The organism is Pseudomonas sp. A214 (assembly GCF_900156295.1).
In the GTDB taxonomy this organism is placed as follows: Bacteria; Pseudomonadota; Gammaproteobacteria; order Pseudomonadales; family Pseudomonadaceae; genus Aquipseudomonas; species Aquipseudomonas rhizophila.
This window is the reverse complement of record NZ_LT707062.1, coordinates 3,649,882-3,666,354: the sequence shown is the minus strand read 5'-3', so window position 1 is coordinate 3,666,354 and position 16,473 is coordinate 3,649,882. Positions and strand designations below refer to the sequence as shown.

Sequence of the window (16,473 nt, the reverse complement as noted above, 5' to 3'; positions counted from 1 at the left end):
ACGCCTGTGCGTCAACCCACCCAATGAGTTTTACCACGGTCCTAATCATGATTTCAGATATGCAGAAAAAAACCAGCGTCGCGCACTGGACGGGCAGAGTCCTGGGCGCTCTGGTGGTGTTGGCATTACTTGCCGACGCCGGTGTGAATATTTTCGCGCCCCAAGTCCTCGCAAAAAACATGGAGGTGACCGGATTCCCCGATCACCTCTCCTCTGTCATTGGCAGCATCATCCTGGTTTGCACCGTGCTCTATGTGATTCCGAGAACCGCCGTGTTGGGCGCAATACTGGTGACAGGATTCCTGGGTGGTGCCATTTGCACCCATTTGCGCCTGGGTGAATTGGGCTCCGCCTCGCAGATCATCAGTGGGATGTTGGGCATTGCGGCCTGGGCTTCGCTTTACCTGCGCAGCGATGCCGTCCGTTCTCTGCTGCCGTTGGTTGAAAGCAAAGGGCGAGTATCGCGATCTGTCCTTCAGACTTTCCTTAATAGACGCCGACGGTGGTGAGTCAAACGACTGGACATCGAACCCTGTGCCAACCCCATAGCCCTGTCACGGCTCCGTAGGGCCATCAAGCACCCACCGAACACTCGCTTTCATCACCGGATAAAACAGTGTCTGTCCAGAAATCGCACGTGCTCAAACCCGTGCTGCCTATCTCGTATGAGCAGATGGATCGCTTGGTCGCGTCGATACAGCCTACGCTTCTCGAAGAAGCGTTCAGTAGCATCATCGGTATATTGCGAGGTGGAGGCCCCTTAGCGCTGATGGTCTCGCATGCCACGGGCGTTGAACCGGCCTTTTTGCGCTATTACCGGGTCGATCGGAGCGTGATTTGGGACTCGTCGATCCCCCTTCCTCCACCAGGCAGCAAGGTGTTGCTCTGTGAAGACATCGCTGGCACCGGGCACACCCTGAAGGACTGCCTGGCATTCTTGCAGCGCAGGGGATTGATCGTGAGGGTTTTCACTGTCGGCTTTGACGACCTAAGCGGTATACGCCCCGATTACGGGCTGGACGGGCGAGGGTATTTCTTGCAGTTCCCTTGGGAGCGCCAAGCCCTTACCTGCGCCTATCGCGATCGCTGGATCGACACCGGTGGCGGGCGTACCGGCAGGATGGCCCATGACCATGATTACGACGTGTACGCCATCGACCTCGACGGAATACTGCTTCCAGATATCCCGCTCCAACGTTATGCGGCGGACTTGAGTGCGGCGCTTGGCGAACGCGACCGCCTCGAGCCCTTCAAGCAGCTGCCACCTCTGGGGCGGGTAAAGGCGATTATCACCGGGCGCCCGGAGATGGATCGCGTTCGTACTCAAGCCTGGCTAAGCCAGCACGGCCATGGCGGGACACCGCTGATCATGAGAGATATCCGCTCGTGCAACGACAGCCCAGAACAGGTTGCCCTCTACAAAGCTCGGGCATGCGTACAGTTGGGGTGCACGCACTTCGTTGAAAGCGACCCGACACAAGCGATCCTGATCGCGCAGCAAGCGCCTTTGCTGCGGGTCATCTGGTGGGATGCCGGGTGCGGCCGGGGAAGATTGATCGGCGCGGCAGATTGGAAACACGGTACGCCTGGGGCGCCATCCTGAACGCGAAAATGGCGAACACGCCGCTGGTTATCACTGCGGGCCACGCTGGTTATCATCCACAGCAGCGCAACAAACAGAGTAGTGAACAGCTTTGAGCGAGGCATCCGGGGTCCGTTTCCATGACAATTGCGAAGCTTTTCTCATCTCTTCGCTTCGGAGAAAATTTTTATTGCACGAGAATCGACGAACCCGGTCGCATAAATATCAGTGCTGTGACTCAGGTTCCACTCTCCGAGTGACGCCGTTTCGCCAGAAAGCCTCCACGCGTTGAACAGACGCAAACAAGGAACGCTCCATGCCCCCACGCTCCGATCCCGCCTCCGCTTCGCCATTGCCTGAAGACACCGGTTTCGTCCGGGTGCGTGGCGCCCGCGAGCACAACCTCAAGAATGTCGACGTCGACATCCCTCGCGATGCCCTGGTGGTATTCACTGGCGTGTCGGGGTCGGGCAAGTCGTCGCTGGCCTTTTCCACGCTGTATGCCGAAGCCCAGCGCCGTTATTTCGAGTCAGTCGCGCCTTATGCCCGGCGCCTGATCGACCAGGTGGGCGTGCCGGACGTGGACAGTATCGAAGGTCTGCCGCCAGCGGTGGCCTTGCAACAGCAGCGCGGCACGCCCAGCGCGCGATCCTCGGTGGGCAGCGTCACCACCTTGTCGAGCCTGATCCGCATGCTCTACTCCCGAGCGGGTAGCTACCCGGCCGACCAACCGATGCTGTACGCCGAGGATTTCTCGCCCAACACGCCTCAGGGCGCCTGCCAGCAGTGCCACGGCCTGGGCCGGGTCTATGAAGTGACCGAAGCGTCCATGGTGCCGGACCCTTCGTTGACCATCCGCGAACGCGCCGTGGCGGCCTGGCCCATGGCCTGGCAGGGCCAGAACCTGCGAGACATCCTGGTAACCCTGGGTTATGACGTCGACGTTCCTTGGCGCGACCTGCCCAAAAAACAGCGTGACTGGATTCTCTTCACCGAAGAAACCCCCACTGTCCCGGTGTACGCCGGGCTCACCCCGGCCCAGACCCGCGCAGCCCTCAAGCGCAAACTCGAGCCCAGCTATCAAGGCACGTTCAGCGGCGCCCGACGCTACCTGCTGCACACGTTCATGCACTCCCAAAGCGCCCAGATGCGCAAACGCGTGGCGCAATACATGCGCGCCAGCCCTTGCCCGGTGTGCGAAGGTAAACGCCTCAAGCGCCAGGCACTGACGGTGACCTTTGCCGGCCTGGACATCGCCGAACTGTCCCACCTGCCGTTGCTGGAACTGGCCGAGGTGCTCAAGGGCGTTGCCGCCCCCGATTATCTGGCACAAGCCGAGGAACCGGGAACAACCCTCACCCACCAGCAAACCCGCGAGGCCCGCGAGCAACGCGCCGCTCGGGGTGAGAATCCCCATGCCGGTGGGCCTGATGCACGCCATACCCACAATCTGTCCCTGGAAAAACGCCTGGCCGCCCAACGCATCGCCACTGAATTGCTGGAACGCATCGTCACCCTGATCGACCTGGGCCTCGGCTACCTGGCCCTGGAACGCAGCACGCCGACGCTGTCCTCCGGCGAGCTGCAACGCCTGCGCCTGGCAACCCAGCTCAACTCTCAGTTGTTCGGCGTGATCTATGTGCTGGACGAACCCTCCGCCGGCCTGCACCCGGCCGACAGCGAAGCGCTGTTCCAGGCCCTGCAACGCCTCAAGGCCTCGGGTAATTCGGTGTTTGTGGTCGAACACGACCTGGACACCATGCGCCGCGCCGACTGGCTCATCGACGTCGGCCCCGACGCGGGGGAACAAGGCGGAAAAATCCTCTACAGCGGTCCACCCGCGGGCCTGCGGCAGGTGCCGGAGTCACGCACCCGCGCCTACCTGTTTGCCCAGGACAGCGCTGCGGGGCGTACGCCTCGAACCCCCAAGGATTGGCTACGCCTGGAAGGCATCACCCGCAACAATCTGGATAACCTCAGCGCCGCCTTTCCCTTGGGTTGCTTCAGCGCCGTGACCGGCATTTCCGGCTCGGGTAAATCCAGCCTCGTCAGCCAGGCCCTGCTGGACCTGGTGGGTGGCCATCTGGGCCAGGCCAGCCACAACGCCGAAGCCGACGAACAAAGCCTGGAAGATGAACCGCTGCAAACCAGCGGTGGCCACGTCACCGCCGGACTCGAGTCGGTCAAGCGGCTGGTCCAGGTGGACCAGAAACCCATCGGCCGCACCCCGCGCTCCAACCTCGCTACCTACACCGGGCTGTTCGATCACGTACGTAAATTGTTCGCCGCCACGCCTCAGGCGCAGGAACTGGGTTTCGATGCCGGACAATTCTCCTTCAATGTCGCCAAAGGCCGTTGCGAAACCTGCGAGGGCGAGGGTTTCGTCAGCGTCGAGCTGTTGTTCATGCCCAGCGTGTATGCACCCTGCCCCACGTGCCACGGGGATCGCTACAACCCCCAGACCCTTGAAGTGAATTGGCAGGGGCTGAATATCGCTCAGGTGTTGCAACTGACCGTGAACCAGGCGCTTGAGGTGTTTGCCGAGCAGGCGTCGGCGAAGCGCTCACTGCAAGTGCTGCAGGATATCGGGCTGGGTTATCTGCGCCTGGGTCAACCGGCCACGGAACTGTCCGGCGGCGAGGCCCAGCGCATCAAACTGGCCACCGAGCTGCAGCGCAAAGCCCGGGGCACCACTTTGTACGTGCTGGATGAGCCAACCAACGGCTTGCATCCCCAGGACGTGGATCGCTTGCTGGTGCAGTTGAATCGCCTGGTGGATGAAGGCCACAGCGTGGTTGTGGTGGAGCATGACATGCGCGTGGTGGCGCAGAGTGATTGGGTCATCGACATCGGCCCGGGCGCTGGGAACCAGGGCGGAAAAGTCGTGGCATGCGGGGCTCCGGCGAAGGTCGCGAAATGCCAGGAAAGTCGAACGGCGGCCTTTCTGGGCAGGGTGCTGCAGCCTGGAGGTTGAAGGGCAACCTGCCTGGCGCACGCCCTGTGGCGAGGGGGGGTATCCCCGCTGGCTGCGCAGCCAGCGGGAGCGTTCGTCAAACCGTACGCGAATACTGGACCGTCTGGTCCACGCCCAAGTACGCGTCGAAAGCCATGGCCACGTTGCGCATCATCAATTGCCCCTGGGGCAGCAGCACCAGCGAGTCGGGGTGGATCTCCAGCAGTCCGTCGCGCACCAGTTCCTGAAGCCGAACCAGGGCATCGGCAAAGTACTCGTTGAAACCCACACCGTGACTGATCTGGACCCGGGTGAAATCGATCCGTCCATGGCACATCAACTCGCTGATGACCTCGCGGCGCAACCGGTCATCGTCGCTCAGGCGATAGCCGCGCTGCACCGGCAGCAGGCCTTGATCCAGGCGAGCGTAGTACTGGGAAAGCTCCTTGACGTTCTGACCATAGCTGTCACCGACCTTACCGATCGAAGACACACCCAGGCCGATCAAATCGCAATCGGCATGGGTGGAATACCCCTGGAAGTTGCGTTGCAGCGTGCCCTGGACCCGAGCGCGCACCAACTCGTCGTCCGGCAAAGCGAAATGGTCCATGCCGATGTAGACATAACCGGCTTCGGTCAGACGATTGATGGTCAGTTCCAGCAACTCCAGCTTGCGCTCCGGCGGCGGCATGTCTTCGGGTCGGATCATCCGTTGCGCCCGCACCCGTTGCGGCAGATGCGCATAGCTGTAGGCGGCGATCCGGTCGGGACGCAGGGCGATGATCTTGCTCAGGGTCACATCGAAACTGGCGATGGTTTGCAGCGGCAAGCCATAGATCAGATCGACACTGACGGACTTGAAACGCGCCAGCCGGGCCGCCTCCACCAACTCGACGACCTGGGCCTCGCTCTGCACCCGATTGACCGCGGCTTGCACCTGGGCATCGAAATCCTGGACGCCGAAGCTCAGGCGATTGAACCCCAGCTGGCGCAGCCCCTGGATCTGTTGGGCATCGATGGTCCGCGGATCGACCTCGATGGAAAACTCATGGGCGTCACTGTCGTCCATGTCGAACGCCTGGTGCAGGCACTCCATCAGATCGGCCAGTTGCTCATGGGTCAGATAGGTCGGCGTGCCACCGCCCAGGTGCAGTTGCGTCAGTTTGCGCGAACGGTCGAACAACGCCGCCTGCAGGCCGATCTCACGCTTGAGGTAAGTCAGGTATTCAGCGGCGCGATGAGTTTTGCGAGTAATGATTTTGTTGCACGCGCAGTAGTAGCAAAGGCTCTGGCAGAACGGAATATGGATGTAGACCGACAAGGGTTTGGGCACCGGGGCCTGGTTGCTCAGCTCGGCGGCCTGGCGGTACTCATCCATGGCAAAGGCCTGATGGAACTGCGGGGCCGTCGGATAGGAGGTGTAGCGCGGCCCCGGACGGTCGTACTTCTCGACCAGGGCGCGATTGAAAGCGGATACAGCATTCATGATGGGGTCAACCTGTCAAAGGGGCCGGTCAAAGTGCCTGCGTCGTCGGGAACTGGATCGAACAGATTGCAGATCGCGTCCACACTCAGGCGCCCGGCGGGCAAGATGCCGATAAAACGGCTGGTCAATTCGATCAAACCCTGGCTGCGCAATACCTCCAGCTGCGGCCAGATGGACGCGAAATAATCGCGCAACACCACGCCGAAACGCGCTTCCATGGCCGGGATATCCAGCTCCAGGTCGCAGGCAAGTTGCTCGGTCACCGCGGCCCTGAGCAGGTCCTGCGCTTCACAGCGCCAACCGCGACACACAGGCAACTGCCCGGCGTCCAGCTGCTGGCAGTATTCCAGCAGGTCATCGGTGTTCTGCACGTACAAGTGTTCGATCTGGGTGATGGCCGACAGGCCGAAACCCAGGTGGTCACAGCAACCGCGTCGGGTGAAACCCTGGCAATTGCGATGCAGGCGCCCGTGCTCTTGGGCGACGGCCAGATCATCGTCTGCCCTGACGAACTGCCCCAGCCCGATGTAGTGATACCCCGCCCCGGTCAGTTGCTCGCAACAGATTTGGCGCATGGTGTCGGTATCGGCCTGGCTGCTGAAGGCAACCGCCGCTTGGTGTTTTTTCGAACGATAGCGATACGGCGCATGGGCGTAGTCGAACACATGCAGCCGGTCTGGCTCCAGTTCGATCAGCGTGGCCAGTTTGCGCGCGAAGCTGTGGGGTGTTTGCCAGGCATGGCCATAACCGAGATCGATGTTGATGGAACGGAAACCGAAGGTTCGCGCGGCATCGATCAGTGAATGAATCGGTGCCGGGTTCTGATAGCAATCCACGGACAAATCGCTGTCCAGGCCAATGTCCGGTACACCGATGCTGACGTGGGTGAATCCCTGGTCGCGAATCAGCCCCATGGTGGACCAGTCGGTGTGATGCAGGTCGACCTCGATGCTGTGTTCGGCGCTGTCGTATTCACAGAACTCGAAACGTTTGCGCAGGTCATCCATCAGCCGCTGCAAATGGGCGATCACCGGCGTACCGCCAGTCAGGCAGAACGCCTCGACCCGACGCCCTGCGCCCAAGTGACAACCGACCAATCCGATTTCATAGCTCAGGTGTTGCAGATAGCCCTCGATCTCGCCACATCGGCACACGCTCGCCAGGGGCGAACACGATGACAAACGCAAGCGCGAAGGCAGATGCACCGCCAGGGACAGCGGCCGCCGTTTATGGCGGCTGTCGCGCAACTCCCGAAGCAGATCGAGCGAGCCAACCCCCGTATGGAATTTGCGCGTACCGACCGGGCAATCGACATCAGCCACCGCCGGGGTACGGCGCGGGGCTCGATCGCCGGGGGTGTGGAACAGGTCGAACATGACAATCTCCGAATGGCTGCGCAGGCACAGTGTCGGACTTGTCCCGGTGGGTCGCCTTGACCTGTATCAAGCGCCTTGCATACGTCCCGCAACCGCTCACCAGGTCAGGTAAAACATCCCCTTGGCCAACAGCACGATTGCCAGCAGATGAATGAACACGCTGGTATGGATGATCTGCACGTAACGGGCGTTCATGCGGGCGCTTCTGAACAGCCACATGGCCCAGAGGAAATGCCCGAGTACGCTGCCCGCCAAGGCTATTTTCAGGCCCAGCAGCAACCCGAAAGAAGACTCCCATGGCGCGGAAAGCGTCGGCCAGTACCGCAGCCAGACCATGGCAGCGCCGGCACCGAACAGCGTCAGCAACACCCAGGGCATCAACTGCCGGGCACGCCGGCTGATGCCCTGTTCCAGCAGCACCATGACTTTGGCGGGCAGCTGTTTGCGGATGCTCTCCAGGAACAGCACCTCGAAGAACACCGTGCCAATGAAAACCAGCGCGGCAAACAGGTGCAATGTCAGGAATAGCGGATAGCTCATGGGCTCCTCGGTCGCCCCTGAATCATCGGGCGATGGTTTAGTCGAGGTTATCCCGCGGCTTCGGATTGGGGGTTGATGCCAATCAAGGAAATCCGATACCGCACCTGTGGGAGCGAGCCTGCTCGCGATAGCGTCGTTCGGCTTGCATCCCATCGACTGACACACCGCTATCGCGAGCAGGCTCGCTTCCACAAGGGTTGTGTGAACCCAAAAGCGTCAACAGAACGTTATCTGTTGCTGAAGTCGTTCCGACCGTTGATCAGCCCGTTCGTTTTTTTGACGCTTTGCCGATATGCGGTCACAACTTTTGCGCTCCTGCGGGTCATAACACGGTGGCCGCCGATGGAATATTGGCTTCTACCGTGGTTCCAGCCCGATACGGAGATAAGCTCATGATTTTCAACGTACAAAATTTTGGCGCCAAAGGAGATGGCATCACCGACGACACGGCGGCAATACAAAGTGCCATTGATGCGGCGGCTGCCGCAGGCGGCGGGCAGGTGTACATGCCGACCGGGACTTACATCGTTTCGGCCGGCGAGGAACCCTCCGACGGTTGCCTGATGCTCAAGAGCAACGTCTATTTGTACGGCGACGGCATGGGCGAAACTACCGTCAAGGTGGCCGACGGCTCCGACACCAAGATCACCGGCATCATCCGCTCGGCCTACGGTGAAGAAACCCACGATTTCGGCGTCAGCCATCTCACCATCGACGGCAACCGCGACAACACCACAGGCAAGATCGACGGCTGGTTCAACGGCTACATTCCCGGCGAAGAAGGCTACGACTCCAACGTCACCCTCGACAGCGTCGAGATCATGGATTGCTCCGGGTACGGCTTCGACCCCCACGAGCAGACCGTCAACATGGTCATCAAGAACAGCGTGTCCCACGGCAACGGCCTGGACGGTTTTGTTGCTGACTTCCTCAGTGACAGCACCTTTGAAAACAACGTCGCCTACGACAATGACCGCCATGGTTTCAACGTTGTCACCAGCACCCACGACTTCACCCTCACCAATAACGTTGCCTACAACAACGGCGGCAACGGTATCGTGGTGCAGCGCGGCAGCGAGGACATCCCCTCCCCCAGCAACATCACCATCACCGGCGGCGAGGTGTATGGCAACGGCGGCGAAGGCGTACTGATCAAGCTGTCCAGCGACGTCACCGTCAGCGGCGTCGACATCCACGACAACGCCAGCGCCGGGATCCGCATCTACGGCAGCAACCACGTTGAAGTCATCGACAACACCCTCAACAACAACTCCCTGGGCAATCCGGTACCGGAAATCATCATCCAGTCCTACGACGACACCCTGGGCGTGTCCGGTCGCTACTTCAACGGCAGCGACAACCTGATCCAGGGCAACATCATCAGTGGCAGCGACCTGTCGACCTACGGCGTTGCCGAACGCAACGAAGACGGCACCGACCGCAATGCGATCATCGCCAACACCATCAGTCACACCAGCAAGGGCGCGACGCTGGTCTATGGCGACGGCAGCTATGTGAGCGCCACGGTACCGGTGACCACCGTGCAAGGTACCGCCGGCAACGACACCTTGCTGGGCAGCGCCGCCAACGAGATTTTCTACGGCGGTGCCGGCAATGACACCATCAATGGCGGCGCGGGAGACGACATCCTGGTGGGTGGCGCGGGCATCGACAGACTGACTGGCGGCACCGGCGCCGATACGTTTCGCTTCGCCAGCCAGTCCGACAGTTACCGCAATGCCACCACCAGCTTCGACGACACCATCACTGATTTCGACGTTACCCAGGACAAGATCGACCTCGCGGGCCTGGGCTTCACCGGCCTGGGCAATGGCCGTGGCGGCACATTGCAGATCAGCTACAGCGCCAGCAGTGACCGCACCTACATCAAGGATTACGATGCCGACGCCAGCGGCAATCGCTTCGAGCTGATTCTGTCGGGCAACCTGACCAGTACCCTGACCGCCAGCAACTTCATCTTCAATCGGGTGGTCACCGGCACCAGTGGCAGTGACTCGCTGATCGGCAGTGACTCGGCCGACACCCTGCTGGGTCTGGCGGGCAACGACAGCCTCAGTGGTGGCGCGGGCGACGACAAGCTCGACGGCGGGGCCGGCATGGACACCCTCACCGGTGGCACCGGGGCCGATACCTTTGTGTTTTCCAACCGTCTGGACAGCTACCGCAACTACAACACCGGCGGCGTCAACCTGGGCGATGTGATCACCGATTTCGATGTCAGCGCCGACAAGATCGATCTGTCGGCCATGGGCTTCACCGGCCTTGGTGACGGCAAGAACGACACCGTGTACGTGGTACTCAACAGCGCCGGGACCAAGACCTACATCAAATCCCTGACCGCCGACGCCAATGGCAACCGCTTCGAAGTGGCGCTGGAGGGTAACTACCTCGACACATTGACCAGCGCCAATTTTATCTTCGCCACCGCCTCGCCCACCAATCAGGCACCGGTGTTGGCCACGCCGTTGCTGGATCAGAATGCGACCGAAAACACTCCGTTCAGCTACGTGGTGCCGGCCACCAGTTTTACCGACCCGGACAACGACAGCCTCAGCTATACCGCCACCCTCGCCAACGGCAGCGCCCTGCCCGGCTGGCTGGTGTTCGATGCCGCCAGCCGCACATTCAGCGGCACGCCAACCGATACAGCATCAGGCACGTATTCCATACAGGTCACGGCGACCGACGGCAGCAACGCCACCGTTAGCGACAGCTTCACCCTGGCGGTGCAGGACGTGCCCGCCGCGCCCATCGTGATCAATGGCACGCCGAACAACGACACGTTGACCGGTACCGCGGCCAACGAACAACTGTATGGCGGCGCCGGTAACGACACCCTCAATGGCGGGGCTGGCAACGACATTCTGGTGGGCGGCACTGGCGTGGACAAACTCACCGGCGGCGCGGGTGCCGACGTGTTTCGCTATACCTCCAAACTCGACAGCTACCGCACCAGTTCCACCAGCGCCAGTGACCAGATCCTCGATTTCGACGTGGCCGCCGACAAGATCGATGTATCGGCCCTCGGCTATACCGGTCTGGGCAATGGCCAGGGCGGCACGCTGCTGGTGACCTACAGCAGCTCGACCAACCGCACCTACCTCAAAGACCTCACGGTCGATGCCAACGGCAACCGTTTCGAAGTGTCGCTGGCGGGTAACCTGGTCAGCAGCCTGACCGCCAGTCATTTCGTCTTCGCCGACGAGAACACCCCCAGCAATGTGGCGCCCGTGGTGGTTATCCCCCTGCTCGACCAGAACGCTACCGAAAGTACGCCGTTCACCTACACCGTGACCTCCGACAGCTTCAGCGACGCCAATCAGGATGTGCTGACCTACACCGCCACCTTGGCCGATGGCAGTGCCCTGCCCGCCTGGCTGAGCTTCAATGCCAGCAATCTGACTTTCGCTGGCACACCCACCAGCACGGCAGCAGGCAACTACAACGTACTGGTCAAGGCCACCGATCCGTCAGGTGCCTCGGTGAGCGACAGCTTCGCCCTGGCAGTGGCCGATGCGCCGGCCAATACCATCACCGGAACCAACAACGCCGAATCCCTCACTGGCACCGCGGGCGCGGACTTGATCCTCGGCCTGGGCGGCAACGACACGATCAGGGCCGGCACTGGCGCGGACATTGTCGATGGTGGCGCCGGTCGCGACGCGTTGTACGGTGGCGACGGTGCCGACACCTTCCGCTACACCAACGTGCTCGACAGCTACCGCGACTACGACACCGGCGGGGTCACGGCCACGGACACGATCTATGACTTCACCGTGGGCGTCGACAAGATCGACGTCTCCGGCCTGGGCTATCTCGGCCTCGGCAATGGCAGCAACGGCACGCTGTACATGACCCTCAACTCGGCCGGCGACAAGACCTATGTCAAATCCAGCGAAGCGGATGCCGACGGCAATCGCTTCGAAATCGCCCTCAGCGGTAACTACCTCAACACCCTGACCGCCGATGACTTCGTGTTCGGCGAGCGCGCCCAGCAGGACATCCTCTACCTGCCAACCCTCGGCCAGTCCAATGCGCGCCTGCTGCGCATGACTGAGGACGATGATCAGTCCGGTACGTCGATGCTGGTCAATGACCTGAACAGGTACACCTCTTATGACGTACGCAGTCAGTTCGAGGATGCCGACGGCAATGGCATCGACATCGCGGTGGGTGGCAGTACGGTCAATGGCCTGTCGACCCTGGGCGCCGAGGAGCTCAAGTTGTGCTGGTGGCTGACCGACACCAACCAACCGGGGCCTGCGCTGTTGCGCGCCGTGGCGTTGTTGCAGGATCAGCTTGCCGAGCTCAGGGCCATCGACAACGTCACCATGGGCATTGTTTGGGGCCAAGGCGAGGAAGCGGCCCAGGAAATCGCCCGCGCCTCCGACAAGGAAGCTGCGGCGGCGGCCTACAAGACCGCAACGCTGGCCGTGTTTGATTACCTGCACGCCCAGTTCGGCAGTTTCAACGTCTACCTTATGGAGACCGGGCACTACCAACAGGACGCGGCGCGTGCCCGTGGCTATTCAGAAGAAAAGATCGCCGACATTGTCGAAGGTGTCGGTTATGTCCGCGCCACCCAGGAGGCCATCGCCGCCGAGCGCGCGGACGTGAAACTGGCCGTGGACTACACCGATCTGCCCTTGCGCTACGAAGTCGACCCACTGGTGTATCCCGACGACGTCTGGCACTTGCACGAGGAATCGGCGGAAATCGTCGGCCAGCGCCTGGCCGATTACATCGCCGATGACCTGGGTTTCCAGGGCAATCCTGATGACAACAACATTGTGCAGGACATATTCGACGATGCCCAGAACGAAGGCGGGATGATTTCCGGTACCGACCAGGCAGATACGCTGGTGGGCAGCTCGGGCAACGACACCCTGGACGGAGACCTGGGCGCCGACAGCTTGACCGGCGGCGACGGCAACGACATCTATGTGGTCGACAACGCGTTCGACAGCGTGGTGGAAAGCAACACCTCGACCGCACAGATCGACACGGTGCAGGCCTCGGTGAGTTGGACGTTGGGCGATAACCTGGAGAATCTGGTGCTCACCGGCGTATCGGACATCAACGGCACCGGCAATGAACGGCGCAATTTCATCACCGGGAACGCCGCCAACAACGTGCTTGATGGCGCCGCCGGGGCCGACAGCATGAGCGGGGGCGATGGCAACGACACTTACTATGTCGACAACACCGGCGATACCGTGATCGAGACCAACAGCAACCCGGTGTCTGGCGGGATCGACAGCGTGCACAGCAGCTTGACGGCCTATACGCTCAACAACAACGTCGAAAACCTGTACATTGATACCCCCGACGCCGCTAATGGCACCGGTAATGCGTTGGACAACATACTGTTTGCCGGGGCCGGCAACAACGTGCTGGACGGCCGTGATGGCAATGACACGGTCTCGTTCGAACGGGCCATGGCCGGTGTCACGGCCACCCTGTCCACCTCCGCGCAACAGAACACCGTGGGTTCGGGCCTTGACACCTTCAAGTATGTCGAGAACCTGACCGGCAGTGCCTACGCCGACAACCTGACGGGTAACAGCGGCGCCAACGTGCTCAACGGTGGGGCGGGCAACGATACGCTGGTGGGTGGCTCGGGCGATGACCGGTTGATCGGCGGCGCAGGCACTGACAGCCTGAGCGGCGGTACGGGTGCAGACACATATGCATTCGAAGCACTGTCGGACATGGGCATCGGGGCGCTACGCGATGTCATCAGCGGCTTCAAGAGCACCGAGTTCGACCAACTGGACTTCACCGGGTTGGACGCCAATCCGCTGACCGCCGAGATCGACACCTTCACGTTCATTGGCAGCAATGCCTTTAGCGCCGATGCCACCGGTCAACTGCGCTTTGCCGATGGCATCCTCTACGGCAGTGTAAATGCCGACGCCAGCGCCGAGTTCGAATTCGAACTGGTGGGGGTCAAGGAGCTGCATGCCAGCGACTTCACGGCCTGACGGGAGCAGGCAGATCGATCAACCATCAGGAACCGGGGCTCTGGCGGAAACTCACCGCCAGCCGGTTCCAGCTGTTGATGGTGCTGATCGCCAGCGTGAGGTCGACCAGTTCCTCCTCGCTGAACACGGCGCGGGCCTGGGCAAAGACCTCATCCGGCACCTGGCTTTCGGCCAACAGCGTTACCGCCTCGGTCCAAGCCAGGGCGGCGCGTTCGCGGGGGGTGAAAAAGCCACTGTCGCGCCACACCGCCACGGCGAACAGGCGCCGCTCGCTCTCACCCAGGCGACGCGCATCCACCGAATGCATGTCGGTGCAAAACGCACAGCCGTTAAGCTGCGAGGCACGGATCTTGATCAGATGCAGCAATCCCGGCTCTATACTCAGGCGACTGCTTAGCGCCTCAAGGCCAATCATGGCTTTCATCGCCCCTGGGGACGCACTGTAGTAATCCAGACGCTGGCTCATGGCGCAATTCCGTGCTGATCGGTATCTCCACGGTAGGCCGTGAGCACGCTGCGCGACAGATCCAATGTGTCGAAAAAAACCGGACCAGTTCATAGCAGACCAATCAGCGCGATTTTCTCCACGCAACTTCTATGCATACGCACAATGCGGTTAATCTTGCGCCTTTGCGGGCTAGCGCCACACAATCGCCCAGGAGCGCGCGGGTATGGAACTTCATGTTGTCATCAACGGCCGCAAAGACCTGGCGGGCCAGTTGTATCAACAACTGCGCAGTGCCATCGAAAGTGGTCGCCTGGCCGCCGGCACGCAACTGCCGCCCAGCCGCTTGCTCGCTGAACAACTGGGCGTCTCACGCAAGACCGTGTCCGACACCTACGCCCAACTGACCTACGAAAACTTTCTCACCGGCATCATTGGCAAGGGCACCTATGTCAATGCGCGCCCGGCCCCAATCGTGCGCAAACAAAGCCACCGCGAGCTGGCCGGCGCCGATGTCGTCGAGACCTGGCGCAACATGCCGGACCTGATGCGCCATCCCACCCTTGAAGGTGCGCTGCGTTATGACTTCATCGGCGGCGCCACCGGCAAAGGCCAGTTTCCCCTGGACGACTGGCGACGTTGTACCGCCCACGCCTTGCGCCAGATCGCCAGCGCCAAGGGCTTCTACAGCCAGCCCGAGGGTTTGCCGGCGCTGCGCAATGCCATTGCCCGGCATATTGCGTTTTCCCGCGGGGTCAATTGTCAGGACGATGACGTGGTGGTGTGCAACGGCGCACAACAGGCCCTGGATCTGATCTCGCGGGTCTTGACCCGGTCGGGCAGCCTGGTGGCCATGGAGGACCCGGGCTATCCACCAGCACGCCTGCTGTTTGGCTCCCACGGCGCCACGGTGGTCGGTATACCGGTGGATGACCAGGGCATGCGGGTGGACCTCATTCCCGACGGCACAAGCCTGATTTATGTGACGCCGTCCCACCAGTTTCCCTTGGGCATGCCCATGAGCCAGGCCCGCCGCGAGGCCTTGCTGGCGCGGGCCTACGAGTTGGGGGCAATCATCATCGAGGATGATTACGACAGCGAATTTCGTTACGAAGGCCGGCCGGCCGACTCACTGCAAAGTATGGACGACCGCGGGATCGTGGCCTACGTCGGCACCTTCTCGAAAACGCTGTTGCCGGAGCTGCGCCTCGGTTACGCGATCCTGCCACCGGCGATCCTCGAAGCGGTGATCCTGGCCAAGCGCCTCACCGATCAACACACCTCCACCCTGCCCCAGTGGGCACTGGCCAAGTTCATCGCCGAGGGCTGCCTGCTCAAGCACATCCGCCGCTGCCACACGCTGTATGCCGGCCGCCGCGAGCGAATCCTGGCGCGCATGGCTGGGGACCTGTCGCCCTGGTTCGAGGCGGTTCCCACCACCGCAGGCTTCCACCTGGCCGTGCTGTGCAAGGTGCCCATCGATCTGGCACTGGTGATCGAACTGGCGAAAAAAGCCGAAGTCGGGCTGTACCGCCTCGATGGCTTTTTCAACGACGCCCCGGTGCGGCCGGGTCTGTTCTTCGGTTTTGGCGCCATCGAAATCCTCGACATCGACACCGCCCTGGACCGTTTGCGGGACATTTTGCAGCAGGTCGCCTGAGCCATTGGACTGGACATTTATCCGCCCATTGGCTGTTTTAGCCTCGTAAATACAGGCCTATCCTGCAGGGGTCTCGTTGATTGTCGAGCCAATCCCGTCCGACTTGATTCAGGAGCCAGAACCATGACTCGCCAGGTGATCAATACCGTACAGGTCCAAGCCGCCGCCGGGCGCTCGGAAGAACTGGGCCGCCAGTTGCAGCAAATCGTCGAAACCCTGCGTGCACAACCGGGGTGCGATGCCTACATGGTCGACCGTTGCCCGGACGACGGTGACCGCTGGACCGTCAGCGCCCGCTGGCAATCGGAAGCGGCGATGCAAGCCCATTTCAACTGCCCTGAAGTGCAAGGGTTCATCGGCCTGATCGACAACCGTCTGGCTCGAAGCGTGGACTTCAACCGCTGACCTTTGTCTTGGGGTGGATCG

General features: G+C 61.5%; 10 protein-coding genes. 6 read left to right on the top strand and 4 right to left on the bottom strand.

The features are described 5' to 3' along the window. The first annotated feature begins 59 nt into the window (after nt 1-59). From BW979_RS16380 to BW979_RS16370, 3 genes are all read left to right on the top strand, one after another. Nucleotides 60-509 carry a DoxX family protein gene (locus BW979_RS16380; RefSeq protein WP_076384481.1) on the top strand — a complete coding sequence of 150 codons (450 nt, stop codon included), beginning with the start codon at nt 60-62 and terminating at the stop codon, nt 507-509. Nucleotides 510-637: 128 nt separating this feature from the next. Then, nucleotides 638-1,603: a phosphoribosyltransferase gene (locus BW979_RS16375; protein WP_076386634.1), complete on the top strand. Its 966-nt coding sequence runs from the start codon at nt 638-640 to the stop codon at nt 1,601-1,603. Nucleotides 1,604-1,898: 295 nt separating this feature from the next. Next, nucleotides 1,899-4,556: an excinuclease ABC subunit UvrA gene (locus BW979_RS16370; protein WP_076384479.1), complete on the top strand. Its 2,658-nt coding sequence runs from the start codon at nt 1,899-1,901 to the stop codon at nt 4,554-4,556. A 76-nt stretch (nt 4,557-4,632) separates the two neighbouring features. Here BW979_RS16370 and hemN read toward each other — a convergent pair whose 3' ends face one another. The 3 genes from hemN to BW979_RS16355 form a co-directional block, all read right to left on the bottom strand. Continuing rightward, on the bottom strand, nt 4,633-6,021 hold the full coding sequence (gene hemN, locus BW979_RS16365; RefSeq protein WP_076384477.1) for an oxygen-independent coproporphyrinogen III oxidase: 1,389 nt from the start codon (nt 6,019-6,021) through the stop codon (nt 4,633-4,635). Next, nucleotides 6,018-7,397, bottom strand: a complete 1,380-nt coding sequence (locus BW979_RS16360) for a coproporphyrinogen III oxidase (RefSeq protein ID WP_076384475.1) — start codon at nt 7,395-7,397, stop codon at nt 6,018-6,020. Before BW979_RS16360 ends, hemN begins: the two co-directional genes overlap by 4 nt. A 96-nt stretch (nt 7,398-7,493) precedes the next feature. After that, the gene (locus BW979_RS16355; RefSeq protein ID WP_047225813.1) at nt 7,494-7,937 is read right to left on the bottom strand and encodes a CopD family copper resistance protein; all 444 of its coding nucleotides are present in this window, start codon (nt 7,935-7,937) and stop codon (nt 7,494-7,496) included. Nucleotides 7,938-8,329: 392 nt separating this feature from the next. Here BW979_RS16355 and BW979_RS16350 point away from each other — a divergent pair, with 392 nt between their 5' ends. After that, nucleotides 8,330-13,942, top strand: coding sequence for a putative Ig domain-containing protein (locus tag BW979_RS16350; protein ID WP_076384473.1), 5,613 nt, complete (start codon nt 8,330-8,332; stop codon nt 13,940-13,942). Between the two features lie 25 nt (nt 13,943-13,967). Here the strand turns inward: BW979_RS16350 and BW979_RS16345 are convergent, their stop codons facing one another. Beyond that, the gene (locus BW979_RS16345; protein ID WP_076384471.1) at nt 13,968-14,408 is read right to left on the bottom strand and encodes a carboxymuconolactone decarboxylase family protein; all 441 of its coding nucleotides are present in this window, start codon (nt 14,406-14,408) and stop codon (nt 13,968-13,970) included. A gap of 205 nt (nt 14,409-14,613) precedes the next feature. Here BW979_RS16345 and pdxR point away from each other — a divergent pair, with 205 nt between their 5' ends. After that, nucleotides 14,614-16,047: a MocR-like pyridoxine biosynthesis transcription factor PdxR gene (pdxR, locus tag BW979_RS16340; protein ID WP_076384469.1), complete on the top strand. Its 1,434-nt coding sequence runs from the start codon at nt 14,614-14,616 to the stop codon at nt 16,045-16,047. A gap of 123 nt (nt 16,048-16,170) precedes the next feature. After that, the gene (locus tag BW979_RS16335; protein ID WP_047225809.1) at nt 16,171-16,452 is read left to right on the top strand and encodes an antibiotic biosynthesis monooxygenase family protein; all 282 of its coding nucleotides are present in this window, start codon (nt 16,171-16,173) and stop codon (nt 16,450-16,452) included. Nucleotides 16,453-16,473 lie beyond the last annotated feature (21 nt).

Excerpts from the sequence above, each read along its gene's own strand:
- BW979_RS16370 (WP_076384479.1), top strand. The coding sequence starts at position 1,899 with ATGCCCCCACGCTCCGATCCCGCCTCCGCTTCGCCATTGCCTGAAGAC.
- BW979_RS16350 (WP_076384473.1), top strand. The coding sequence starts at position 8,330 with ATGATTTTCAACGTACAAAATTTTGGCGCCAAAGGAGATGGCATCACC.
- hemN (WP_076384477.1), bottom strand. The coding sequence starts at position 6,021 with ATGAATGCTGTATCCGCTTTCAATCGCGCCCTGGTCGAGAAGTACGAC.
- BW979_RS16345 (WP_076384471.1), bottom strand. The coding sequence starts at position 14,408 with ATGAGCCAGCGTCTGGATTACTACAGTGCGTCCCCAGGGGCGATGAAA.
- BW979_RS16355 (WP_047225813.1), bottom strand. The coding sequence starts at position 7,937 with ATGAGCTATCCGCTATTCCTGACATTGCACCTGTTTGCCGCGCTGGTT.
- pdxR (WP_076384469.1), top strand. The coding sequence starts at position 14,614 with ATGGAACTTCATGTTGTCATCAACGGCCGCAAAGACCTGGCGGGCCAG.
- BW979_RS16335 (WP_047225809.1), top strand. The coding sequence starts at position 16,171 with ATGACTCGCCAGGTGATCAATACCGTACAGGTCCAAGCCGCCGCCGGG.
- BW979_RS16380 (WP_076384481.1), top strand. The coding sequence starts at position 60 with ATGCAGAAAAAAACCAGCGTCGCGCACTGGACGGGCAGAGTCCTGGGC.
- BW979_RS16360 (WP_076384475.1), bottom strand. The coding sequence starts at position 7,397 with ATGTTCGACCTGTTCCACACCCCCGGCGATCGAGCCCCGCGCCGTACC.